21 protein-coding genes are annotated in these 22,677 nt (G+C 32.4%); 4 read left to right on the forward strand and 17 right to left on the reverse strand.

Annotated elements, in window-relative coordinates:
• Positions 1 to 111: 111 nt before the first annotated feature.
• The 9 genes from rpmE to K292_RS0113480 all read right to left on the reverse strand — a co-directional run bounded on the left by rpmE (position 112) and on the right by K292_RS0113480 (position 11,121).
• Positions 112 to 312 carry a 50S ribosomal protein L31 gene (rpmE, locus tag K292_RS0113440; protein WP_027400264.1) on the reverse strand — a complete coding sequence of 67 codons (201 nt, stop codon included), beginning with the start codon at positions 310 to 312 and terminating at the stop codon, positions 112 to 114.
• Between the two features lie 224 nt (positions 313 to 536).
• Positions 537 to 1,412: a peptide chain release factor N(5)-glutamine methyltransferase gene (gene prmC, locus K292_RS0113445; RefSeq protein ID WP_037373226.1), complete on the reverse strand. Its 876-nt coding sequence runs from the start codon at positions 1,410 to 1,412 to the stop codon at positions 537 to 539.
• A 21-nt stretch (positions 1,413 to 1,433) separates the two neighbouring features.
• Positions 1,434 to 2,453 carry a DUF1385 domain-containing protein gene (locus K292_RS0113450; RefSeq protein WP_051280759.1) on the reverse strand — a complete coding sequence of 340 codons (1,020 nt, stop codon included), beginning with the start codon at positions 2,451 to 2,453 and terminating at the stop codon, positions 1,434 to 1,436.
• Positions 2,454 to 2,488: 35 nt separating this feature from the next.
• Complete coding sequence (gene rho, locus K292_RS0113455) at positions 2,489 to 4,063, reverse strand: transcription termination factor Rho (protein WP_027400267.1); 1,575 nt, start codon at positions 4,061 to 4,063, stop codon at positions 2,489 to 2,491.
• Positions 4,064 to 4,160: 97 nt separating this feature from the next.
• Positions 4,161 to 5,183 (reverse strand): LCP family protein, encoded by a 1,023-nt coding sequence (locus K292_RS18055; protein ID WP_051280761.1) that lies wholly within the window; start codon positions 5,181 to 5,183, stop codon positions 4,161 to 4,163.
• Positions 5,184 to 5,376: 193 nt separating this feature from the next.
• Complete coding sequence (locus tag K292_RS17270) at positions 5,377 to 6,351, reverse strand: LCP family protein (protein WP_051280763.1); 975 nt, start codon at positions 6,349 to 6,351, stop codon at positions 5,377 to 5,379.
• A gap of 125 nt (positions 6,352 to 6,476) precedes the next feature.
• Positions 6,477 to 7,325: a 3-hydroxybutyryl-CoA dehydrogenase gene (locus K292_RS0113470; protein ID WP_027400268.1), complete on the reverse strand. Its 849-nt coding sequence runs from the start codon at positions 7,323 to 7,325 to the stop codon at positions 6,477 to 6,479.
• A gap of 553 nt (positions 7,326 to 7,878) precedes the next feature.
• A complete protein-coding gene (locus K292_RS0113475; protein ID WP_027400269.1) occupies positions 7,879 to 9,171 on the reverse strand; it encodes a glucose-6-phosphate isomerase in 1,293 nt (430 codons plus the stop codon).
• A 30-nt stretch (positions 9,172 to 9,201) separates the two neighbouring features.
• Positions 9,202 to 11,121 (reverse strand): polysaccharide biosynthesis protein, encoded by a 1,920-nt coding sequence (locus tag K292_RS0113480; protein ID WP_027400270.1) that lies wholly within the window; start codon positions 11,119 to 11,121, stop codon positions 9,202 to 9,204.
• 385 nt (positions 11,122 to 11,506) lie between these two features.
• On the opposite strand from K292_RS0113480, the gene K292_RS0113485 reads away from it, so the two are divergent.
• Positions 11,507 to 11,956 (forward strand): hypothetical protein, encoded by a 450-nt coding sequence (locus K292_RS0113485; RefSeq protein ID WP_027400271.1) that lies wholly within the window; start codon positions 11,507 to 11,509, stop codon positions 11,954 to 11,956.
• 149 nt (positions 11,957 to 12,105) lie between these two features.
• Here K292_RS0113485 and K292_RS0113490 read toward each other — a convergent pair whose 3' ends face one another.
• From K292_RS0113490 to K292_RS0113500, 3 genes are read right to left on the reverse strand one after another with little or no spacing between them, the layout of a single operon-like run.
• Positions 12,106 to 12,855, reverse strand: coding sequence for a DUF4367 domain-containing protein (locus tag K292_RS0113490; protein ID WP_027400272.1), 750 nt, complete (start codon positions 12,853 to 12,855; stop codon positions 12,106 to 12,108).
• Positions 12,836 to 13,390, reverse strand: coding sequence for an RNA polymerase sigma factor (locus tag K292_RS0113495; protein WP_027400273.1), 555 nt, complete (start codon positions 13,388 to 13,390; stop codon positions 12,836 to 12,838). The genes K292_RS0113490 and K292_RS0113495 overlap by 20 nt, the downstream gene beginning before the upstream one ends.
• Positions 13,374 to 13,757 carry a helix-turn-helix domain-containing protein gene (locus tag K292_RS0113500; RefSeq protein ID WP_027400274.1) on the reverse strand — a complete coding sequence of 128 codons (384 nt, stop codon included), beginning with the start codon at positions 13,755 to 13,757 and terminating at the stop codon, positions 13,374 to 13,376. The genes K292_RS0113495 and K292_RS0113500 overlap by 17 nt, the downstream gene beginning before the upstream one ends.
• A 213-nt stretch (positions 13,758 to 13,970) precedes the next feature.
• Between K292_RS0113500 and K292_RS18755 the strand changes: the two genes are divergently transcribed.
• From K292_RS18755 to K292_RS0113515, 3 genes are all read left to right on the forward strand, one after another.
• Positions 13,971 to 14,135: a hypothetical protein gene (locus K292_RS18755; RefSeq protein WP_156900545.1), complete on the forward strand. Its 165-nt coding sequence runs from the start codon at positions 13,971 to 13,973 to the stop codon at positions 14,133 to 14,135.
• Between the two features lie 217 nt (positions 14,136 to 14,352).
• Positions 14,353 to 15,534, forward strand: coding sequence for a TolC family protein (locus K292_RS0113510; RefSeq protein WP_027400275.1), 1,182 nt, complete (start codon positions 14,353 to 14,355; stop codon positions 15,532 to 15,534).
• 255 nt (positions 15,535 to 15,789) lie between these two features.
• Entirely contained in the window at positions 15,790 to 17,772 is a 1,983-nt protein-coding gene (locus tag K292_RS0113515) for an O-antigen ligase family protein (RefSeq protein ID WP_027400276.1), read from the forward strand.
• A gap of 151 nt (positions 17,773 to 17,923) precedes the next feature.
• Here the strand turns inward: K292_RS0113515 and K292_RS0113520 are convergent, their stop codons facing one another.
• From K292_RS0113520 to wecB, 5 genes are read right to left on the reverse strand one after another with little or no spacing between them, the layout of a single operon-like run.
• Positions 17,924 to 19,072 carry an aminotransferase class I/II-fold pyridoxal phosphate-dependent enzyme gene (locus K292_RS0113520; protein WP_027400277.1) on the reverse strand — a complete coding sequence of 383 codons (1,149 nt, stop codon included), beginning with the start codon at positions 19,070 to 19,072 and terminating at the stop codon, positions 17,924 to 17,926.
• Positions 19,073 to 19,094: 22 nt separating this feature from the next.
• Positions 19,095 to 19,721, reverse strand: a complete 627-nt coding sequence (locus K292_RS0113525) for an acetyltransferase (protein ID WP_027400278.1) — start codon at positions 19,719 to 19,721, stop codon at positions 19,095 to 19,097.
• A gap of 6 nt (positions 19,722 to 19,727) precedes the next feature.
• Positions 19,728 to 20,336, reverse strand: coding sequence for a sugar transferase (locus K292_RS0113530; RefSeq protein WP_027400279.1), 609 nt, complete (start codon positions 20,334 to 20,336; stop codon positions 19,728 to 19,730).
• Positions 20,320 to 21,528 carry a glycosyltransferase family 4 protein gene (locus K292_RS0113535; RefSeq protein ID WP_027400280.1) on the reverse strand — a complete coding sequence of 403 codons (1,209 nt, stop codon included), beginning with the start codon at positions 21,526 to 21,528 and terminating at the stop codon, positions 20,320 to 20,322. Before K292_RS0113535 ends, K292_RS0113530 begins: the two co-directional genes overlap by 17 nt.
• Before the next feature lie 23 nt (positions 21,529 to 21,551).
• Positions 21,552 to 22,676, reverse strand: a complete 1,125-nt coding sequence (gene wecB / locus K292_RS0113540) for a non-hydrolyzing UDP-N-acetylglucosamine 2-epimerase (protein ID WP_027400281.1) — start codon at positions 22,674 to 22,676, stop codon at positions 21,552 to 21,554.
• Position 22,677: the final 1 nt, after the last annotated feature.

A 22,677-nucleotide genomic window follows, 5' to 3' on the forward strand; every position in this document is an offset into this window, starting at 1 on the left:
TAATTTATATTTTAATAATAATTTATTGCAGTTCACAGTTTTTCATGTTGGATTATACCATAATTTCAACCTAAAAAAAACTGGAAATATTAATTTCCAGTTTTTAAGCCGCTATTCCATATTGAACTTTTTCTTAAATTTCTCAACTCTGCCACCACGGTTAATAAATTTTTGCTGTCCTGTAAAGAACGGATGACAAGCAGAACAAACGTCTAATTTAAGTTCTTCTTTTGTTGATTTAGTAACAAATGTGTTTCCACATGCACAAGTTACTTTACACTCTTTGTAATCTGGGTGTATACCTTGTTTCATTATTTTCACCTCTTTCTTGCTTGTATAATTTGCATTTCACAAATTAGCTGCACAATATGATTAGTATATATATAAATATTTTACTTTCCGAATCACAGCTCTTTCATGTTATCATAATTACACTGATTTATCAAGTATTTTTTAATATTTAACATTTTTAAATATTGAATATTAAATGTCCTTTTAAAAAAATTTATAATGTACATTTTAGTATTTAAGTATAATCAAATATGGCACTTTATAACTCTGTCCAGTCCCGATAAATCCTTTATTATACAAGCATCCTTAAGCTTGCCGCCATCTGATATCAGCTGTAAAATGTTAGCTCCTTGATCGTGACCGATTTCCAAATAGAGCTTTCCCTCTTTTTTCAAATAATCAGGCGCATGTTCGATTATCCTTTTATAAAATTTTAATCCATCGTCTCCGCCATCTAAGGCTATAATGGGCTCATGTTCTTTAATCTCTCGCTGTAAAATTGGTATTAGATGAGTTGCTATGTATGGGGGATTTGAGATGATTATATTAAATTTTTGGCCGAAAACTCCTGATTTTATGTTATCAAATAAATCACTTTGGATAAATTTAACCTTTTTGCTCACTCTCATATTTTTGCCATTTTCTCTGGCTACGTTTAAAGCTTCCTCACTGATATCTGTAGCTACAATTTTTGAATTCGCAAAAAATCTGCTTAAACTTATTCCTATTGCACCACTGCCACAGCATAAATCTAATATATCGTTATGCTTTTTTATTTTATCACTCTCTTTTATATCTTTTATAACTTCCTCTACCAAAGTTTCCGTATCTTGTCTCGGTATTAAAACATTTTCATTCACTTTAAATGTAATACCCATAAATTCTTGCTGCCCAGTAATATACTGTACAGGTTTTCCGCCGGCTCGAAGATCTATTAAATTAAAATATTCCTCACAACTGCGTTCATCCAATAATTTAGAACGCCTTAAAAATAATTGTGTTTTATCTATAGAAAGCATATAGCAAAAGAGCATTTCTGCATCTAATTTAGGATCCATACAATGGCTATCCTGAAGTCTTCGTTCTGCTATTTGTAATATTTCTTTTACTAATAAACTCATGGTCTGCTCCTTGAAATATTTCTATTCTGATTCTTTATTGCTTAGTTCATCTAATACTATTAAATTACCCTCTAAATCACAAGTTCCCTCATATGTAGGTGTATCTTTTGGAACCATTACTGCTTTCATAGCGGCTATGGCAACCTCAAGCTGTCTATCATCAGGCTGATTTGTAGTAAGTTTTTGAAGTGTTAAACCCGGCAGGCTTAATATTTTTACTAACATGGAATCGCTTTTTCCTGCCCATCTCAAAAGTTCATAAGAAAGTCCTGCAATAATGGGTATAAGAAGCAGTCTTGATAATATTCTAATTAAAAGATTTGGCCATCCAAGAAGTGAAAACAATAATAAACTTATTACCATAACAAACATAAGAAAACTTGTACCGCATCTTGGGTGCAAAGTCTCAAACTGCTGGCAGTTTTTTGGTATAAGCTCTAAATTATTTTCAAAACAATGAATACACTTATGCTCGGCTCCATGATATTCAAATACAGTTTTAATATCTTTCATTTTAGAAATTACTGCAATATATAAAACAAACATGACAATTCTAAGTACACCTTCAATAAGATTAAGGGCAATTTCATTAGGTACGATACTGCCAAACAAATTAACAACTGCTGTGGGTGCAATAATAAAAATTCCCACCGTAAACAATACAGCAAGAAAAACAGAAAAATACAGCATTATATTTAAAGAAGTTTTTTCTCCAAACTTATTTTCCATCCACAGGGTCAACTTATCTTTTTCGTATGTTTCGTCAGAGTCTCCTTCTTCTAACACTTCAGCAGAATACAGAAGAGTTCTTGTCCCAGTTACCAAAGCATCTACAAATACAAAAACTCCTCGCAGAACAGGTATCTTACGAATCCAATTCGGCTTTTTTAAAAGCTCAGTTTTAATATGAAGGTCTGAATTGGGCTTACGAACTACCACCGCAGTTCTGTCTTCACCCTTCATCATAATACCCTCTAATACTGCTTGTCCTCCTATTTTTGTAGGAGAAGCGTTTTTAATAAATATCTTATTTAAATCCATTTCATCCCTTTCAAACTTAACGTTTATTCCCTTTATTATTTTAAATTTTCAAATGTTTTCTTGATCACTTGTATAAAATCAGCATTATTTCTTGTATGGGACAAATGATCGATAATAGTCTCTGTAACTTCTTGTGTCCCTATATTGCTCATAGCTCTTCGCATAGTCCAAATTGCTTCCAATTCCTCTGTATTCATAAGTAAATCTTCTCTTCGTGTTCCAGATTTGTTTAAATTAATAGCAGGGAAAATTCGTTTTTCCGAAAGCTTTCTGTCTAAATGAAGCTCCATATTCCCCGTTCCTTTAAATTCTTCAAATATCACATCATCCATACGGCTTCCTGTTTCAACAAGTGCTGTAGCTAAAATAGTAATACTTCCGCCTTCTTCCATATTTCTTGCTGCACCGAAAAACTTCTTTGGCTTGTGCAAAGCGCCGGGATCCAATCCACCTGAAAGAGTTCTTCCCGAAGCCGGAACAACTAAGTTGTATGCTCGTGCAAGCCTTGTAATACTATCAAGCAAAATAACTACATCTTTGCCATGCTCAACTAAACGCTGTGCTCTTGCAAGTACCATTTCAGCAACTTTAACATGATTTTGAGGAAGTTCATCAAATGTTGAATATATTACTTCTCCCTTTATTGAACGCTGCATATCTGTTACTTCTTCCGGTCTTTCATCTACAAGTAAAACAATCATTTCCACTTCCGGATGTATTTTTTCAATGCTGGATGCTACTTTTTTCAAGAGAACTGTCTTACCTGCTTTTGGAGGAGCTACAATTAGTCCTCTTTGGCCTTTTCCTATTGGTGCAACTAAATCAATTAATCTCATGGATAATTCAGAAGTGCCATTTTCAAGTGTTATTCTTTCATTTGGAAATATTGGAGTCAAATCATCAAAATCAGGTCTGCGAATAGATGCGCCAGGTTCATCACCATTTACGGTCACAACATAGAGAAGAGCGCCAAAACGTTCATTTTCACCGGGTTTTCTTGTAATTCCCCTTATTTTATCTCCTGTCTTTAGATTAAATCTTCTAATCTGAGCAGGGGATACATAAACATCTTTGTCACTTGTCAGGAAATTATGAAATCTCATAAATCCAAATCCGCCATCGGCGATGTCTAAAATACCTTCAACTTCAGGTCTGTCTTCTTTAGATGGTGTTTGTACTTTTACTTTGTCTGCAGCTTTTTGATTCTTTTTTAATACATTTTTTTTCCCATCTTTGCCTGTTTCTTTATCTTCTTCATTCTTTGATAAATTTTTTTCTTTATCTTTTAATACGTCCTTATCTTCATCTTTTGCTTCGATCTTATCATTATCCTTTGCTACAGTTTTATTTTCATCCTTTACTGCATTTCTTTCTTCATTCTTTATTACTATTTTTTCTTCATTTTTTAATACATTCTTTTCATCTATTTTGTGTTCTTTTACCATTTCAGGAGCTTCAGTTTCCATTTTAGCTTGCGTCTCCCATCTTGCTTTAATTAAAGCATTAATAAGATCAGCTTTTTTAAGTTTTTCATATCCTTCAAGTTTAAAAGTTTTTGCTATTTCACGCAATTCTGCAACTTTTTTGCCTTTTAAAGTTTCAATATTCATCTTTCTCCCCTATTCTTACAATTTCTTGGAAATGGTTTAGAAGCGGGGCGGTACCCCGCTTTTTAGATTAATAAAAGAATTAAAAATTTTAGAAAAATTAATTTTTTATTGCTGTTTCAGAAGTATTATTTGATTCAATAGAATAAATTTCTTCGATCATGTCTCCGATTTCTTCACTCTTTGGATAAACATAAAATGGAGCTTCCGGCTGAGGAGTATAAGGAATAGTATAAGTAGTAATATCTTCGGAATTCATTCCCATTCCCTTTGTAGCTAAACTAACAGCTGTTCCTATATTAATATCAGATGTTACATTTTGGAAAACAGTATTTGCTATCTTTGGAAGATCAAAACTTAAACATTGTTTAAATGCAGATTTTACAAACCTCTGCTGTGCTTTTACACGTCCAATATCTCCCTCGGCATATCCATGTCTGTATCTTAAAAACTGTACTGCATGCTCACCGTCCAAAACTTGATAACCTTTTGGAATATTAATTCGAAGCGGCGGTTTATCATAAGGATCATTATAAACCATATGAAAGTCTATATCCATGGGAACGCCACCCATAGCATCTACAATATTGGAAACTCCTTTGTAATCAATAACGGCATAATAATTAATAGGCATACCCAGAAGTACATCGCTGACCGCTTTTGCCGTATTTACCGGATCTCCTTTGTATGCGGCATTGATTTTACATTCTGCATCACTGTCAAATCCGGGTCTGTGATAATACGTATCTCGAGGTACGGAAATTACATCTACTTTTTTTGCTTCTTTATCAAAACTCACAAGCATTATAGTATCAGTAAGTCCGGAATTTACTCCTAACAGTAATACATTTACTCTTTTACTTTCTTTAAAAGCATTGAAAAACGGACTCGTAGAAGAAACCAGCACATCTTCCATCTCTTCTTCCAATACTGGATTATCATCTCCAAATGGATTATATTCAGCAACTCCTCCTAATACAGTCATCATAGGAGTAAAAATTATTATAAATATTATAAATGCACCTATGAAGGTTTGAAGAAAACTTTGTAATGCTGATTTGTTTTTCTTTGATTTACTAAGTTTCTTTTTCTCGTTCACTTTTCTCTCCAATTCTTTTTCCACTAATAATTTCTCCCTATAAACATCATCTCTTTTTCTTTATTTTGCCCTTTTATTTCATAAATACTAATTATAAATATAAAAATTTTAATTATTAACTAATACATTTTATACTTTTTTTTTGTAAAAATATAGAGAAAATTAAATTTCCTATGTTAATTTTTTATTACAAAAATTGACTTAATATGTATGTTTTTTATTTTTCTTCTGTTTTATCTTTTGTTTCGTCTTCAGATGAGCCATATATTTTCATAAGCATAGCTTCAATTTTATCATTATCAGCAAACCAATACGATAGATTATTTCTTGTACCTGATTCACCTTCCACAGTCCAAGCTTTCAGATCTTCACTTTTTAAGCCAAGTGCTTTTGTTGCAATTCTTGTTGCCATACCAAGGGGTAAATCAGAATCCACATTTTTCATTACTGTTGCTGCCACCTTTGGAAGTTTCAAACCCAATGCTTCTTTAAATGCAGATTTTACAAAATTCTGCTGAGCTTCAACACGTCCCACATCTCCTTGTGTATAGCCATATCCTTTTTTATCATCTTTTCTGTAGCGAAGAAAGCGTACTGCATCTTTACCATCTAACGTAGTCGGCCCTTCTTTAAAATGAATTGATAGAGGAGGTTTATCTCTCGGGTCATCATAATCCATATCAAAAGGAATATTTACAGGTACTCCCCCTATGGACTCTACAATATTTGATACGCCTTCATACTTTATTACTGCATAATAATTTATTGGCATACCCATAAGCAGATCGCTGACAGCTTCAGCAGTTCCAACAGCACCATCACGACCATAAATTGCGTTGATTTTCTTGCTTGCTGGAGTTGTTGCACCTTCTTTAGGAAAATAAGTGTCTCTCGGAATAGATATTATATCAACTCTTTGATTTTTCATATCATAACTTCCAAGCATTATAGTATCTGTCATGTGACCGTTTATACCCATAAGCAGTACATTTACTCTTTCTGATTCGCTGAACTGCTCAAAAAATTGGCTGTTTTTATCCACCACATAATCCATATCTCTCATCAGGTTTTCTTCTCCGCTGAAGACTCTAACATCCCCTGCTTTATTTAAAGCATAATTTGCAGGTGTCATTATTACTAAAAATATCACAAATGCAACTATAAATGTTTTTATAAAAATTTTCATATTCATCTCAATCCTCTTATTTAAAAATCAACTTTACGTGTTTTTTAACTTTCTCCCTTATTATAACATACTTATTTACTATGTTATTAAAAAAAGCCTATCAAATGATAGGCTCCTCTTTGTGTATTTAATTACTTAGCATAATTGAAGAAACCTTCTCCAGTTTTTCTTCCAAGTTTTTGAGCTCTTACCATCTTCTTAAGAAGTGGATGAGGTCTGTATTTTGTATCACCGAATTCAGTGTAAAGAACTTCCATTATTGCAAGGCAAACATCAAGTCCGATTAAATCTCCTAATGCAAGAGGTCCTATTGGATGATTAGCTCCAAGCTTCATAGCTTCATCAATATTTTCTGCTGTAGCAACGCCATCTGCTAAAATTCCAATTCCTTCGTTTATCATTGGAATCAAAATTCTGTTTACTACAAATCCTGGCGCTTCTGCAACTTCTACAGGAGTCTTCTTTAAATTACTTGTAAGCTGTAAAATTGTATCTCTTGTTTCGTCTGAAGTTGTAAGACCCTTAATAATTTCAACAAGTTTCATCATTGGAACTGGATTAAAGAAATGCATACCGATGATTTTATCGGGTCTGTTTGTTGCAGCTGCAATTTCTGTAATTGAAAGTGATGATGTATTTGTCGCAAGAATTGTTCCCGGCTTGCAAAGTTCATCAAGTTCTTTAAATAATGCTTTCTTAGCTTCCATATCTTCTGTTGCCGCTTCAATTATAAGATCAGCATCTTTAACGATAGCAATGTCTGTTGAGCCCTGAATTCTTCCCATGATTTCTGCCTTATCTGCTGCAGTAATCTTTTCTTTTGAAACTAATTTTTCTAGATTCTTGTCAACAGTAGCAATTCCTCTTTCTACTGATGTTTCTCTTCTTGCTCTTAAAACCACTTCATAACCATTTTGTGCAAGTACCTGAATAATTCCAGCACCCATGGTGCCAGTGCCTAATACACCGATTTTTTTCATAATATTTATCCTCCGTTTTATCCAATTTTATAGGTTAAACTAATATAAACATAATCCATTGTTGAAGTCTTTATACTTCACCTATGATATAATTTATTATATTTTAAATATAATTTCAATATTTTTTTCGATAATTTTTTAAACTAATTATAAGTTGTAATTTTCTGATTTTTACATTTATTGTAATTTTTCATGTCAATTTCATGCTATTTTTTTCTGTACCTCTTGAGATATTAGATTAAACCATCTTCCTTAAATTTAAATTGAAAAAAGTTAATCTGCTTCTCAGATTGGGTAAAGGTGTATAACAATTTCTAACATTCTTTGAAAAATCTAAAGATTTTCCCCCGAATGTAGACAAGTGTTCTTCCGTCTGGCTGTTCCAATCTGCTTCTCAGATTGGGAGCCAAGTGTATAACAATTTCTAACATTCTTTGAAAAATCTAAAGATTTTCCCCCGAATGTAGACAAGTGTTCTTCCGTCTGGCTGTTCCAATCTGCTTCTCAGATTGGGAGCCAAGTGTATAACAATTTCTAACATTCTTTGAAAAATCTAAAGATTTTCCCCCGAATGTAGACAAGTGTTCATCCGTCTTTTGTATTCTTCTACTCCTGGTTGGTTGAATGGATTTACTCTCATGAGGTATGCGCTTAATGCGCAGCTGGTTTCGAAGAAATACACCATTTGTCCGAAATAGTATGGTGTCAATTTTGGTATTTCTACTTTTATGATTGGAATTCCTATGTCTTTATGGGCTGCTATCACTCCATTGACTGCTGCTTGATTTACTTCATTTATACTTTTTCCTTTTAAAAGATCACTGACGCTTTCAGGAACTTTTAAATCTGTATTCGGCTTTGTAACATTGAGTACGGTTTCAAAGAAAATCTGATTTCCTTCTTGTAGAAACTGTCCCATAGAATGAAGATCTGTTGTAAATTCCAAGTTTACAGGAAATATCCCTTTACCGTCTTTTCCTTCACTTTCTCCGAAAAGCTGTTTTAACCATTCTGCAAAATATCTAAGTTTAGGCTCATAATATTCAAAGACTTCAATAAGCTTCCCTCTATCATAAAGAATTTTCCTCATTGCTGCATACTGCCATACATTTTCCATTACAATTTTACCGCTGTCTGTCTCTTGTTCATCCAGTTTTGCCGTAATATCAGCAGCACCTTTCAGCATTTCTTTAATATCAATACCTGCGGCTGCTATGGGAAGTAACCCTACAGAAGAAAGTACCGAATATCTTCCTCCAATATCTTTTGGAACAACAAAGCTTTCATAACCTTCGGTTACAGCTTCTTCCCTAAGAATTCCTTCTGTTTTATCAGTTATAACATAAATCCTACCAGCAGCTTTCTCTTTGCCATATTTTTTCTGAAGAAATTCTTTAAAAATCTCAAATGCAATACACGGTTCTGTAGTTGTACCTGATTTTGATATAACACAAATGCAAACATCTTTATCTTTTAACTTTTGTAAAAGCTCTGAATGATAATTTCCACTTAAATTTTGCCCTGCAAAATAAATTTCAGGAAGATTAGCGCCTCTACTGTTACTATTAGCAGACAACATCTCTATTGCAGCTCTTGCCCCCATATAAGAACCACCAATACCAATGATGATAAAAGCATCACATTGTTTCTGTATCTTCTCTGAAGTCTTTATAATCTTTTCAATCTCTGCTTTATCATAATTTAAAGGAAGTTTTACCCACCCTGTAAACTCCTCCTTTTCTGACCAAAGCTTTGATTCTCCTTCTTTAAGACTTTCTCTTTGACACAAGATTTTATCCCTATCAATCTGTGTATCAAAAACTTCTAACCCCAAATAATTATTCATTTTTTCCCCTTTCTTATTATCTTATTCCCTTTAAATACCCCTTCCTTCTTTATAATTTGGAACCATTTGGTGCAGCCATACTTTTGCTTCTTCATCTTGACCTTCCAATAAGCTTTTAATCTTATTCTCCACAGTCTCATCTGAAGAGTCAGCTTCTTGTTCTGCTTCAAGCAAATGACTTAGTTCAGCCGTTGCCGGAAGCGGATGACCCACATAAATCTTATCATGTGCCGTCTTTTCAATTCCTTCTTCATCAAGAAGAAGTTCTTCGTACAGCTTTTCCCCCGGTCTTAATCCAGTAATTTTTATATCAATGTCTACGTATGGAACGTAGCCTGATAACCTAATAACATTTTCTGCCAAATCTTTAATACGTACGGGTTTACCCATATCAAGTATAAATATCTCTCCTCCTTCTGCCATAGCGCCCGTTTGTATAACAAGCTGGACTGCTTCCGGAATCGTCATAAAATATCTTGTAATCTCTTCATGAGTTACTGTTACAGGTCCGCCCTGCTCAATTTGTTTTCTGAATATAGGAATAACACTTCCGTTACTTCCAAGTACATTTCCAAATCTTACAGCTGAAAATCTTGTACGTGAAGTTTTGCTTTTAGTTTGTAATATCATCTCCGCAACTCGTTTTGTTGCTCCCATTACATTTGTAGGATTTACTGCTTTATCCGTAGATATCATAACAAATTTATCTACAGCATATTCCTCCGACAAGTCTATCATGTTCTTTGTTCCCAATATATTATTTACAATTGCCTCTTTCGGATGTGATTCCATAAGTGGTACATGTTTATGTGCAGCAGCATGAAATACAACATGAGGCTTATATTTAATAAAAACTTCTCTAAGTCTCTCTTTACATCTCACAGAACAAATTGTAGCTTCAAACTCTAAAAATGGATGCTTTGTTTTTATTTCATTTGCAAGTTCAAAGACGGAATTTTCATATATATCAAGGGCAATAAGCTTTCTTGGCATAAATTTGGCAATCTGCCGGCACAATTCTGAACCAATAGAACCGCCTCCCCCTGTAACTAAAACAATTTTACCTTCAATATATCCGCTGATTTCCCGCAAATTTACTTGAACAGGATCTCTTCCCAAAAGATCTTCTATATCAACATCACGAAGCTTACTGATACTTACCTTTTCATTTATTAAATCTATTAAAGCAGGTAATGTTTTCAACTTACATCTTGTCTTATTACCTTCGTTTATAATCTGCTGAATTGCTTTTTGGCTTGCGGAAGGAATTGCAATAATAATCTCATCTATATTATATTTCCTTGCAATACTTCTTATTTGGCGATGTCCTCCTGCGATTTTTACTCCTGCAATTCGTTTCCCTTGTTTTTCCGGATTGTCATCTATTACTACAACTACCTTTTTACTATACTCCGGGTGATTTCTAATTTCTCTTATCATGGTAGCACCTGCATCGCCTGCGCCTACAACCATAACCTTTGTAATATTATTTCCAATAATATCTTTTTTCCCAAACCTCATCATAAAATTATTAAAACTTCCGGGATTTCTGAGATTGCGAATATATCTGTAAAGAAAACGTACTCCACCTATCATTACCACATCTAATACACAAGAGAACACATAGACACTTCTCGGGAAATAATCCTGTACAAGTTCTAAATAAAGTACCGATCCTGTAGTAGCTACAAATCCTGCAAATACAATTTTTATGACTTCTTCTGTTCCTGCATATTTCCACAAACTATTATATAAACCAAACAACCATAAAATTATTAATTTAACAATAGTAAGAAATATAAGATTATCAATGTATACTGAAAACCAACTTGAAAAAACATTTGATTCTACTTCAAATTCAAAACGCAAAAGAAATGAGATAATATATGCTAAGTTTATACAAATTGCATCTGCAAATAATAACAATGCAACTCTTGTTAATTTTACCATTAAGCCAATTTTTCCTTTCTAATACAAGCTGTTATTATTTTACTATTTTTCATAGTTTGCTGCAAGTTAAGATTAAATTACAATATTTTTAAAAATTATGTGTTTTTTTGTTGTATTTTTGAAACTATTTTTGCGTTTTTCGTATCTAATATATAGAGTGTCAAATTAGTTAACTTTTTTATCGGCAAAAGAGGTTAGCTCATATTTTTCACTTATGGTTATGGTTTATGTGTGTTTATGTTGTGGGTTATGGTTTATGGTGTCATGGGGTATTGGTTATGATTTATGGGGTTATCAGTTATGATTGTGGATTAGGGGTTATGATGCTTTTCACACTAATCAGAGTGTGAAATCAAAATTATTTTATTTAAAGGAGGACATAAAAATGTCAAAATCAAGAAAACTATTTTGTATGGTGCTGGCTCTAGCACTGGTTTTAGCAATGAACGGCACAGTATTTGCGGCAACTCCTGAAGTAACCTCAACTAATCAATCAAACTCTGGAATTTCAGTAAATTCTGTAGGAAGTATTGGAAGTGAATTTGAACGGGAAAGCAACACTTCTGCCTACTCAATAATAAGTGCCAGCACTTATACTACTGCTTCATACATAAAAGGTACCGTAACTCTTCAGGAGTATGATTCCGGCTCTTGGGTTACAGCCTCCGGAGTATCTCCAATAACTCAAACACAAACTGAATATGATACAGCAGGTTTCTATATGGTGAGCAATTGGAATCTTCAAAAAGGTAAAAATTATAGACTTAAAATCGTTATAAAGGATAAATGTGGCAGCGTTACATCAACAATCACTAGATATTCCAGTTCGATTTAAGCCTGTTGCTTGCTGAGAAGAAAGTGGCATATCTCAGCACAGTATAATGGTTTAAATATAAAAGAGCCTCCTATATATTCGAAAGTTTTATTTTCGAATAATTGTTTCCCACAAAACAAAAGGAGGTTCTTTTTTTATTCTCTATATATTTAGTTCTTTAAATTCAATATGATTTTTTCCAGTTCTTCTTTCGTTATATTCCCTGATATATCAATTTTGTTATTATCTGCCTTATAAATTGCCATTAAATTATTTGTGAAATTGTCTTTCGATAAATAAATTGTCATATCATCTATAATCATTTTTTCATCATAGTCTGATATTGTTAAATTAACTTGCTTAGAATCATTATATTCATACTGATTAATAATTAGTTTTTCTTTATTATTACTTTTAAATTCATATTTTATACAGTAAAAACTTTTATCTCTTTTTTTAATAGTTAAATTATTAAATTCATACCTTTTCGGAATATATTCCGGTATATAAATACCTTCACAATATTTTTTTGCCCCGTCAAGATCCCTCCAATCTTCAATTAGAAATTCTTTTTCTACGCCTTCTTCAGTTAGATTTAAATTGTCCTTTTCAGTAATTAATGTATCATCTTTATGTAAAAGAATCTGTTCCAACTTGCCCTTTACTGCGCTTACAGGTGTATTGTTAACCATAATCACCATAATATTTGTCATAAGAAAAAATGCTGACACAACTGCTGCAATGGCAATAATTCTTGTAAAACAGTTGCGATTTTTCTTTTTACTTTGTTTTTTTCCTGCAATAATTTTTTTTATATATTCTTCGTCTATCTTTGTATATTTTAAATCTTTATAAAATCCTACATTTTCAGGCTCATTTTCTGTTGCCCCTTGTAAAATCTCACTTATCCTTTTGTTCATCAGTTTGCATCCTCTCAAAATATAATCTCTTTAAATCTCTCAAAGCCCTGTTGTTGTATGTTTTTATTGTGTTATAGTTGGTCCCAAATATTTTTGCTATTTCCACAAGTGAAATTCTATATATGTAATGTGCTCTTAATACTCTTGCGTATTTTGGTTTTAGCTTGCTCAATAATTCCACTATTTCTTCTTTTCGTTCTAATTTTGCTAAAAAATCCGCAACATCCCCTTCAGCACTTTCATCTTGAACTTCTTCAAGATCTACATCCTTCCATTGGTTCCACTTCTTCTCTATATTATAATACCTCGCTGTTTCGTTTTTTGCAATTTCAAAAAGCCAAGAAATCATTTTACTTGGCTCTCTAAGTCTGTGCAAACTTTCGTATGCTTTCATCATTGTATTTTGAAGAATATCTTCTTTTGCAAAATTATCATATGTTAAAGTGTATATAAATTTTTGAACATCGTTACTGTTTTTTATAAGCTCTTTTTCTAACAAATCAAAGAGCTCTTTCTTGTCATCCTTCTTCCTCATCTCCGTTTTCACCTTCATTTACTGCTGCAACAAAAATTCTCATCATTTGCTCTGCACGTTTTAATTGCGCATTATTACATACACTGAGAGGAGCTAAAATACTTTCCTTTATAAGATCGTTTTTATCCGTAATTTCCTTATTACTATATTCATAACCTTTTATTATATAATCAATAGATAAATTTAATATTTTTGAAAGCCTTACAAGTGTATTTACTGACATACCCTTTGTTCCATATTCAATATCACCGCAGAATTTACTTGAAACACCAAGTTTTTCAGCCAACTTTTCTCTTGTAAGATTTAGGCTTTCTCTTTGGGTTCTTATTCTCCTTCCAATCTCTTTCAGATCTAACTCATCATTCATATTAAATCTCCATTCTATTCTCTGAACTTTTATATTTCTATTGTAATGTTAAAGGAACTTATTCAAAATAAACTGAAGATAGTATTATGTATAACTGTCAGTGTATTTTTATCATTTTTAGGCTGTTTTATACCCTTTAAAGTTAAAATTTGAATATTGAAAAAGAGAATTGTTTTTACTATTTTGGTTAAATTAATAATTGGAGGTGTTAAAATGACTGCAAAAAAAAGAAGACATGAAAAGTCTCAAAACTTTGTAAACAATAATTCAGAAAATTTTAATGACATTAAAAGTACCTATCTCCCCGGCACAATTAAAAATCAAAACGTGGGGCATAACTCTAAAAAAGAAGGATTAGGGTTAAATATTGAAAAGTAATATTCTCAAGGCATCTGCCTTGGGAACTTTTTTAATAATCTTTTTAATTTTTCAATAAATCTCTTTACATAATAAATTTGTCTTCTTATTAAAGTAAATAAACTAAAATTGGAAAAAATAAGAGCAGCTAAGCACTATTGACAATTTACTGCAAATTAGAGTAAAATATTTGTGACCCATTGGTCGGAATTTGAAGAAATACAAAGGAGAGGGATTAATGAAAAAACAAATATCTGTAATAGTTCTAGTATTACTTTTAACTGCAAGTATAGGAGGATTTGCCTACGGAGCAGAAGAAGAACCTGTTGATACAGATACAACTACTATTGTACCTGATATGAATTTTACTGGTACTGAAATTAAATTATCACTGGAACAAGCTACAAAACTGATGATGACAAGCAGTTCCGGTATCAATGATGCAAAAGTAAAGCTAGAACAAGATAAAGCTTCTACAGAAAAAACTGCTCGTCAAGTTTCTCTTTTAAGGAAACAAGACAGAGAATCAAAAAGTACGGATTTTGTAGGCTCAAGTCCATCAAAAACTGAAAGAGAAATGGGAAAGCTAACTGTAGAATATCTTAAAGCACAAGCTGAAAATAACTACGAGGCTGCTGTAAATAATTTAAAATCAAAATTATTTAAAATCTATTATGAGCTCCTGCAAGCAGAGGATCAAGTAAGAATCAGTAAAGAAAATGTACAAATTCAAGAAACTCTCTTAAAAAATGTACAATTAAAATACAGCTTGGGTACTGCTTCAAAACAAGATACACTACAGGCAGAAGTAGCTTTAAATCAGAAAAAAGTAGATTTACAGACTGCTGAAAATGATCTAAAAGTGAAAAAAATGGAATTTAACCAATTTTTCGAATATCCTTTAATGCAAAATGTAAAATTAGCAGATACACTGGAAGCTCCTAAGCCTTCAAATATAAAACTTGCCGATGCTATAAAGCTTGCACTTAAAAACCGAAATGAAATTGCAGCTGCAAAATTCGGAGTTGAATATAAAACTTTAAATTTAAAAGAAACGGGAAATAATTACTCCGCAAGTTCAGGATATTATGTAACAGCTAAGGCTGAATTGTCTGAAGCCAAAAAAACAAATAGAGATACTCCGGGAGATATTGAGTTGGATGTTCGTTCTAAGTATATGGATATGGAAGCCAGTAAATCAGCTGTTGATTTAGCAAAAAAAAGTTTGGAAATGAGTAAGGAATCCTTTAGATTGATGCAGCTATCATATGATGCAGGTCTAAAAACTCTTACAGATGTACAGAAGACACAAGTAGAGGCTTATAACGCTGAAGTATCTTACTCAAAAAGTCTCTTAGCTTATAATTTGGCAACTATGGCTTATGAACAAGCTACAACTGTTGGCACAAAAGCTTTCTAAGGGTAATTACCTAGAATACCTTACAAATATAACAAATAAAAAATTTAACCCTTCACAATTAAGTGGAGGGTTTTGTTTTAGCCTGCGCTGCGAATAAAGTAACAGAACTTTAACTTGAAGAAATCACCCCCATATTATATAATATATTGGAAATTTTGAAGATAATGAAAAACTGCATTTTATTATATTAAATAGGAATCTCAAGTTAAAATAAATTTTATATATTACTTATTCATATATAATTGGAGGATGAAAATGGCAAAAAAAACAAATGAGTCTAAAGAAAAAAAGCAGGCTCTTAAACAAAAAAATTCCGAATATTTATGGTCCATGAGCTTAGCTCCCAAAATAGGTGAAAGCACACCTTGGATTCAGATGCTTGTTATTTCTTTTTTTACTGCAATAATAATTCTGATAACAAGATTGCACTCGTATAAGAGAGATTTGAGTGATTTTTATTGGAATGGCCCTCATGATGATTTTTCAGATTTTTTCAGTTACTTCAAAATGACAGCAATCTGTATATGTGCAGGTTTAGTTATTATCTTTCTCTTATATCGAATATTTTCCCAATCCCTATATGTAAAAAAAAGCTTTGCCTATATTCCTATGCTTATATATTCCATATTTGTACTTTTATCTTATCTTTTTTCAGATTACAAGGAATTTGCTTGGTTAGGCTGGAATGATAGATTTGAAGGTACTATTGTATTATTATCTTATATGATAATGCTTTTCTTTATTGTAAATTCTGTTAACACAGAAAAAAATGTAAAATGGATTATCTACCCTTTGGCCGGATCAAGTGTATTACTGTCACTATTAGGTCTTTCACAAGCTTTAAACAAGGACTTTTTCAGAACAGTTATCGGGCAGAAATTACTCGTACCAAATGAGCTTACAAAAGAAGGCTATGTATGGGATTTAATCGATAAAGCGAAAGAAAACGGTAAGCAATACCTTAGTTTTACCTTTCAACATAAAGAAATTTACCAAACAGTATATAATACCAACTATGTATCTTTTTACCTGACGCTGCTCATACCTCTATTTGGAATGTTGTTTATCAGATCCATATCAAAGGGAAAAGAAGCTCCTTTATGGACTAAAATTTGTTGGGGCGTGTTATTTGCACTAACTATATTCAACTTGATAGGCTCAGCTTCTTCCGGTGGGCTCTTAGGTCTTGCGGTGCTTGTAATAGTGGGTATAATTGTATTGAATAAACGTATTCTTACATGGTGGAAACCCGTTATTATGCTTATTATTATTACAATAATTATAAGTGGAATTACTTATCAACGTTGGAGTACTGAATTATTAAGTGCTGTAGACGGTGTAATCGGTAAAAATGTTCAAACAAATGAGGCTGTTAATAATGATAAATCTGATAGTGAAACAGTAAAGCATCATATTGACTATATGGAAACTACAGGCTCTGCTTTAGCTCTCAGCATAGAGGGAAATGAACTCACTGTCAATACTTATATAGATGACCCTCTATCAGTGAAAATTTTGGATTCTGATGGTAAAAATCTTTCTTTAGCTGAAACAGATGTATCACCTGTTTATAAGATCGACGATAAACGATTTAATATGATTACAATCAGACCAGCACAAGATAAAGATGGCAATAATTATATTATCGTTGGTACAGATGAATACGAATGGCCATTTAGGCTTACAAAAGGCGGTATCAAATACAGAACAGGAATGGCTACTTATACAGATCTATATAGAATTCACTCTATTGGATTTGAAAACAATCAGGGATTCGGCAGTGGACGTGGCTATATCTGGTCAAGAAGTCTGCCGTTAATAAAGGATACTCTGTTTATAGGTCATGGAGCTGATACTTATTGTGCATATTTCCCACATAATGATTATGTCGGTAAATACAACACACGTTTATTCTCTAGTAATATAAATATTATTGTAGACAAACCTCATAATATGTACATTGGTATGGCAATAGGTACAGGATGTATTTCTGTTCTGGCACTGCTTGCATTATGGGCAATGTACATTATACAAAGCATCAAAATATACTGGAAAGAAAATTATACCACATATAATTCATATGTAGGTATTGGTATTTTCCTCGGTATTTGCGGCTTTTTAATATCTGCCATCGTAAATGACAGTTCCGTTTCAGTCATGCCATTATTCTATGGACTGCTTGGAACAGGTATGGCAATTAATATAATGTTAAAACAAGCAAAAGAATCTTTATCGTAAAGACAATTAATTTTCTAAAAATGAATTATGAAATTAAAGATTTTTATTTGTAAATATGAGAAATATAATATCTTGATTTTTGCTTATTATTAATGTGATTTTGTTATATTTCATCTATAAGCAAAGCAAACATTAAAAAAATAGTGAAGTTTTATTGCTTCACTATTTTCTTTATCATTTCACAAACATGTTTTACTTCTTCCGTTGTCAAGCTTGTGGAACAAGGTATGTTTAATATATTTTTTTCATAATAAGGTGCTTTTTCAATTTCAAAAGCTTCATATCTCTCATATGGGCACAAAGTATGAATCAGTTTCCATATTGGCCTGCATTGAATTCCATTTCCTATTAATCTATCCATTAGCTCATTTCTTCCTATTCCCAGCTTTTCTTCATCAATCAACAATGAATAAAACCAATGGTTTGCACGCAATCCATCGTTAAACGGCAATAGGCGAATCCCTTGTAAACCTTTGGGAGAATCCTCATCAAGTAATTCTTTATACAAGTTATAATTTATTATTTTAGTTTTAATAAATCTTTCAATTTTATCTATCTGCGATACTCCAAGGGCTGCTTGAGTATTTAACATTCTGTAATTATATCCAACTTCATCATGAATGAAATACAATGAATCCGTCTTAGCTGTTATACTGAGGTGCCTCATATGTTCCAAAATTTCTTCATCTTTGGCAACAATCATGCCTCCCCCACCTGTAGTTATTATCTTATTTGCATTAAATGAATATATACCTATATCTCCTATGGTTCCAGCGTAATGACCCTTGTACTTACCCTCTGTCACATAGGTGCCCAGAGCCTCTGTCGCATCCTCTAAGACCTTTAAGCCATACTTCTCTGCCAATTCCATTATACGTTCCATATTTGCCAGATTACCGAAAATATGGACTGCTATAACAGCCTTAACTTTACCTCTGTTCTTTTTTAAGTATTCTTCTAATTTATTTGTATCAATGCATAAACTGTCATCACAATCCATGAACACAGGTATCGCACCCTGATAAATAACAGGATTAACAGCAGCTACAAAAGTAAGGCTAGGAACAATCACTTTATCTTCTTTTCCTATTCCTAAAGCTTTAAGTGCTAAATGAATACCTGCCGTTCCACTTTGTGTAGATACAGCACTTTCCACTCCCACATATTCAGCTATCTTTTTTTCAAACTCACCAATAAATTTTCCACCAGTAGAAACCCATCCTGTTTCTATACATTCACGAAGGTTTTCTACTATTTCAATATCTAAATTTGGTACGCTTAATTGTATTTCTTTTTTCATACGAATACTTCTCTCCAATTTTTTAAATCGCTTTAGCCGGAATACCTATTGCTGTTACATTATGGGGAATATCTGAAACAACTACAGCTCCTGCTCCAATCATAGTATTTTCACCAATTTTTATTCCTTGTATTACTTTAGTTCCCGTGCCTAACATAGTCACATCTCCTACAGTTACATTTCCTGCTGTAGTTACTCCTGATGCTAAATGTACAAAGTCACCTATTCTATTATCATGTTCCACAATCGCCCCTGTATTAATAATTGTTTTTTTACCGATTTTGCTGTCAGCATTGATGATTGCACCCGGCATTACCACCGTACCCTCTTTAATTTCAACACCGCTTCCAATTATGGCACTGGGATGGATAACGCTCTGCCATTTGATTCCCTTATATTTGTCATAAATCTTCTTTCTTACGACATTTGAACCAATACCATCAATAACAGACACGTTGGAATCATTCTTATATTTTACTATATCATCAATCATGCCAAGTATAGGATATCCCTTTATTTCTTTTTTGTTTATATCATCATCAAGAAAGCCTAAAATTTCTAAGTCCTCTTTTAAAATTAATTTTCTTGCAAGTATAATGTCTAAAATAACCTTGCTGTTTCCTCCTGCACCTAAAATTATGATCTTCATATTTCTCTAATCCTCTTCATTTCCCATAAACTCACTCATAGTAGCTTCACCATGGGCATTTACTCCTGATCTTTTAAACACTACCATCAAAGTCATAAAAATTATCTTTATATCAAATAAAATTGACCAATGATCCACATACCATACATCTAATTTAAACTTCTCTTCCCAACTGATTGCGTTACGTCCATTGACCTGCGCCCATCCAGTAAGGCCCGGTCTCACTTCATGTCGGCGTGCCTGCGTTTTAGAATACCTATCTAAATATTGCACAAGCAATGGTCTTGGTCCTACAAAACTCATATCTCCCTTTAATATATTAAATAGCTCCGGTAATTCATCTATGCTTGTTTTACGTAATATCTTACCAAAATTAGTAAGCCTATCCGCATCAGGCAGCAAATTTCCCGCTTTATCTTTTGCATCTGTCATGGTTCTGAATTTATACATGGTAAAAATTTTTCCATCTTTACCTGGTCTTTTCTGTTTGAATATAACAGGACTTCCAAGCATTACTTTTGCCAAAAAATACATGACAAAAATTAATGGAGACAAACAAATAATCAATATTAGGGAAAAAACAATATCCAAAACTCTTTTAATCAAATTTTTCATCAATATCCTGCTCCATTATTCTATTATATGTAGTTTGAACAGTCCAATTCTTCTCTAAATATTTTCTGCCGTTACGTCCCATCTCTTTTCTTAAAGATTCATTACTTAACAATTTTTGCAGATTAGCTTTATAGCTTTCCAAATCACCTGTAACAGACCATAATCCTGCTTTAGCATCTTCTAATATTTTGCCGTAATCAGTATTTTTATCGACTGATGCTAAAATAGGTAATTCAACTGCAAAATAGCCTACTGTTTTTGATGGTATATTGGGAATTGTAAACCTTCTGTCCAGATTAATCAGACCGATATCACATTGTTTTAATAAACCTTCATAATCATCTCTTGGAATAAAATCCCTGATTATAACATTTGAAAGATTATTATTAATAACTTCTTTTTCTATATAATCTTTTAAAACGCCTTTTCCTATAATTAAAAAAATCAAATCTTCTCTATATTTGTATGCCTTTGCAAGCTCCAATAAAAAAGTTAATTCCTGAGGCCATCCGATATTACCTCCAAACACACAAACGATTTTTCCTGTCAATCCGTATTTCTCTTTAAAATCAATTTTTAAATTTTCTTTTTCATCCTCAAGTTTTATCCAATTTGGAAGCAGCTCCAGCTTATCTACACTAACTTCCGGATTATATTTTTTTACATAATCTATATTACCTTGTGACATGCATCCAATACGATCAGATATATGATACATATACTTTTCTTTTCTTCTAAAGAAATTATACATCATATTATTCTTGATTAATCCAATATCTTTTGCATTTTGCGGAAAAATATCTCTCAGTATCAAATATGATTTTGCATTATCTCTTAATTTAATATAATTTACTACCTTTGCAAAAGTAATTGGAGGGGTGGGCATAATTACCAAATCAAATTTAACATGATTAAAGTATGTATTTATGGCTTTTTTAAATTTAGATTCTAAAGATAAAGTGGTAATACCTTTTTCTATGGCTCCAACACCAAACATATTACCTGTTTTAACTTGAAGAATATTAATACCATCTGTTTCTGTAATTTTTGTCTCTTCACCATACTTTTTTTCTTTAATGGTAGCGCCATAAACAAGGTGACCTCTGTCTCTAAATTCTTCCATTAGGTCTGTATAAAGATTTGGGCTGTTCTTAATGTCAATGGGCAGTATCATTAAAAATAAAACATTCATTCCATATGGCTCCTTCTATTTAATTATTTATTCCAAATAACCTTATTTATAATTTTTGTATAGCTTTGTATCAATCTTACAATTTTAGTTGATACATTTCGGTCTTCATAATCTAAAACAGATTCTAAAATATCATCATCTCTCCATAACTGCACTGCCAAATCTATAGATTGCTCTACATCTTTCCCTTTGATTCCTCCAATAATAATTGTACCTTTATCCAAAACCTCCGGTCTTTCCGTAGATGTCCTTATGAGCACTGCCGGGAATCCCAGCATAGCACTTTCTTCCGAAAGTGTACCACTATCGGAAAGTACACAATATGCACCTAATTGAAGTTTGTTATAGTCAAAAAAGCCAAGGGGCTTAATATTTTTCACTAAAGAATGAAATTTGAATTTTCTCTGCTCTATATATTTCATACTTCTCGGATGAGTAGAATATATAACAGGTAATTGATATCTTTCTGCCACATTATTTATTGCAGTCATTAATGACATAAAATTTTCTTCATTATCAATATTTTCTTCTCTATGGGCAGATACAAGTATATATTTGCCCTCAGTTAAATTTAACTTATCTAGGATATCACTGGACTCTATACTATCAAAATTTTTTTCTAAAACTTCATGCATAGGTGATCCTGTTACAAAAATATGTTCTTTTCTAAAGCCTTCGCTGAGTAAGTATCTTCTGGAATGTTCCGTATACGGTAAATTTATATCTGAAATATGATCAACTATTTTTCTGTTTATTTCTTCCGGTACATTTTGATCAAAACAACGATTGCCTGCTTCCATATGAAATACAGGAATTTTAAGTCTCTTTGCAGATATGGCAGACAACGCCGAATTTGTATCTCCTAAGATTAATAAAGCATCGGGCTTCTCTTTTTCCATTACTTCATACGATTTTGATAAAATATTTCCCATAGTCTGTCCAAGATTTTCTCCTACACTATCAAGATAATAATCAGGTTCTCTGAGTTCTAAATCTTGAAAAAACACTTTATTTAGAGTATAATCCCAATTTTGCCCAGTATGTACTAAAATATGCTCAAAATACTTATCACATGCCTTAATACAAGCAGAAAGCCTTATTATTTCGGGTCTTGTCCCAAGTATAGTCATTACCTTTAATTTTTCCATC

The sequence above is a fragment of the Anaerovorax odorimutans DSM 5092 genome, from assembly GCF_000426305.1.
In the GTDB taxonomy this organism is placed as follows: domain Bacteria; phylum Bacillota; class Clostridia; order Peptostreptococcales; family Anaerovoracaceae; genus Anaerovorax; species Anaerovorax odorimutans.

Coding starts and splice junctions, on each gene's coding strand:
- rpmE (WP_027400264.1), bottom strand. CDS start 312: ATGAAACAAGGTATACACCCAGATTACAAAGAGTGTAAAGTAACTTGT.
- prmC (WP_037373226.1), bottom strand. CDS start 1,412: ATGAGTTTATTAGTAAAAGAAATATTACAAATAGCAGAACGAAGACTT.
- K292_RS0113450 (WP_051280759.1), bottom strand. CDS start 2,453: ATGGATTTAAATAAGATATTTATTAAAAACGCTTCTCCTACAAAAATA.
- rho (WP_027400267.1), bottom strand. CDS start 4,063: ATGAATATTGAAACTTTAAAAGGCAAAAAAGTTGCAGAATTGCGTGAA.
- K292_RS17270 (WP_051280763.1), bottom strand. CDS start 6,351: ATGAATATGAAAATTTTTATAAAAACATTTATAGTTGCATTTGTGATA.
- K292_RS0113470 (WP_027400268.1), bottom strand. CDS start 7,325: ATGAAAAAAATCGGTGTATTAGGCACTGGCACCATGGGTGCTGGAATT.
- K292_RS0113475 (WP_027400269.1), bottom strand. CDS start 9,171: ATGAATAATTATTTGGGGTTAGAAGTTTTTGATACACAGATTGATAGG.
- K292_RS0113480 (WP_027400270.1), bottom strand. CDS start 11,121: ATGGTAAAATTAACAAGAGTTGCATTGTTATTATTTGCAGATGCAATT.
- K292_RS0113485 (WP_027400271.1), top strand. CDS start 11,507: ATGTCAAAATCAAGAAAACTATTTTGTATGGTGCTGGCTCTAGCACTG.
- K292_RS0113490 (WP_027400272.1), bottom strand. CDS start 12,855: ATGAACAAAAGGATAAGTGAGATTTTACAAGGGGCAACAGAAAATGAG.
- K292_RS0113495 (WP_027400273.1), bottom strand. CDS start 13,390: ATGAGGAAGAAGGATGACAAGAAAGAGCTCTTTGATTTGTTAGAAAAA.
- K292_RS0113500 (WP_027400274.1), bottom strand. CDS start 13,757: ATGAATGATGAGTTAGATCTGAAAGAGATTGGAAGGAGAATAAGAACC.
- K292_RS18755 (WP_156900545.1), top strand. CDS start 13,971: ATGACTGCAAAAAAAAGAAGACATGAAAAGTCTCAAAACTTTGTAAAC.
- K292_RS0113510 (WP_027400275.1), top strand. CDS start 14,353: ATGAAAAAACAAATATCTGTAATAGTTCTAGTATTACTTTTAACTGCA.
- K292_RS0113515 (WP_027400276.1), top strand. CDS start 15,790: ATGGCAAAAAAAACAAATGAGTCTAAAGAAAAAAAGCAGGCTCTTAAA.
- K292_RS0113520 (WP_027400277.1), bottom strand. CDS start 19,072: ATGAAAAAAGAAATACAATTAAGCGTACCAAATTTAGATATTGAAATA.
- K292_RS0113525 (WP_027400278.1), bottom strand. CDS start 19,721: ATGAAGATCATAATTTTAGGTGCAGGAGGAAACAGCAAGGTTATTTTA.
- K292_RS0113530 (WP_027400279.1), bottom strand. CDS start 20,336: ATGAAAAATTTGATTAAAAGAGTTTTGGATATTGTTTTTTCCCTAATA.
- K292_RS0113535 (WP_027400280.1), bottom strand. CDS start 21,528: ATGAATGTTTTATTTTTAATGATACTGCCCATTGACATTAAGAACAGC.
- wecB (WP_027400281.1), bottom strand. CDS start 22,676: ATGGAAAAATTAAAGGTAATGACTATACTTGGGACAAGACCCGAAATA.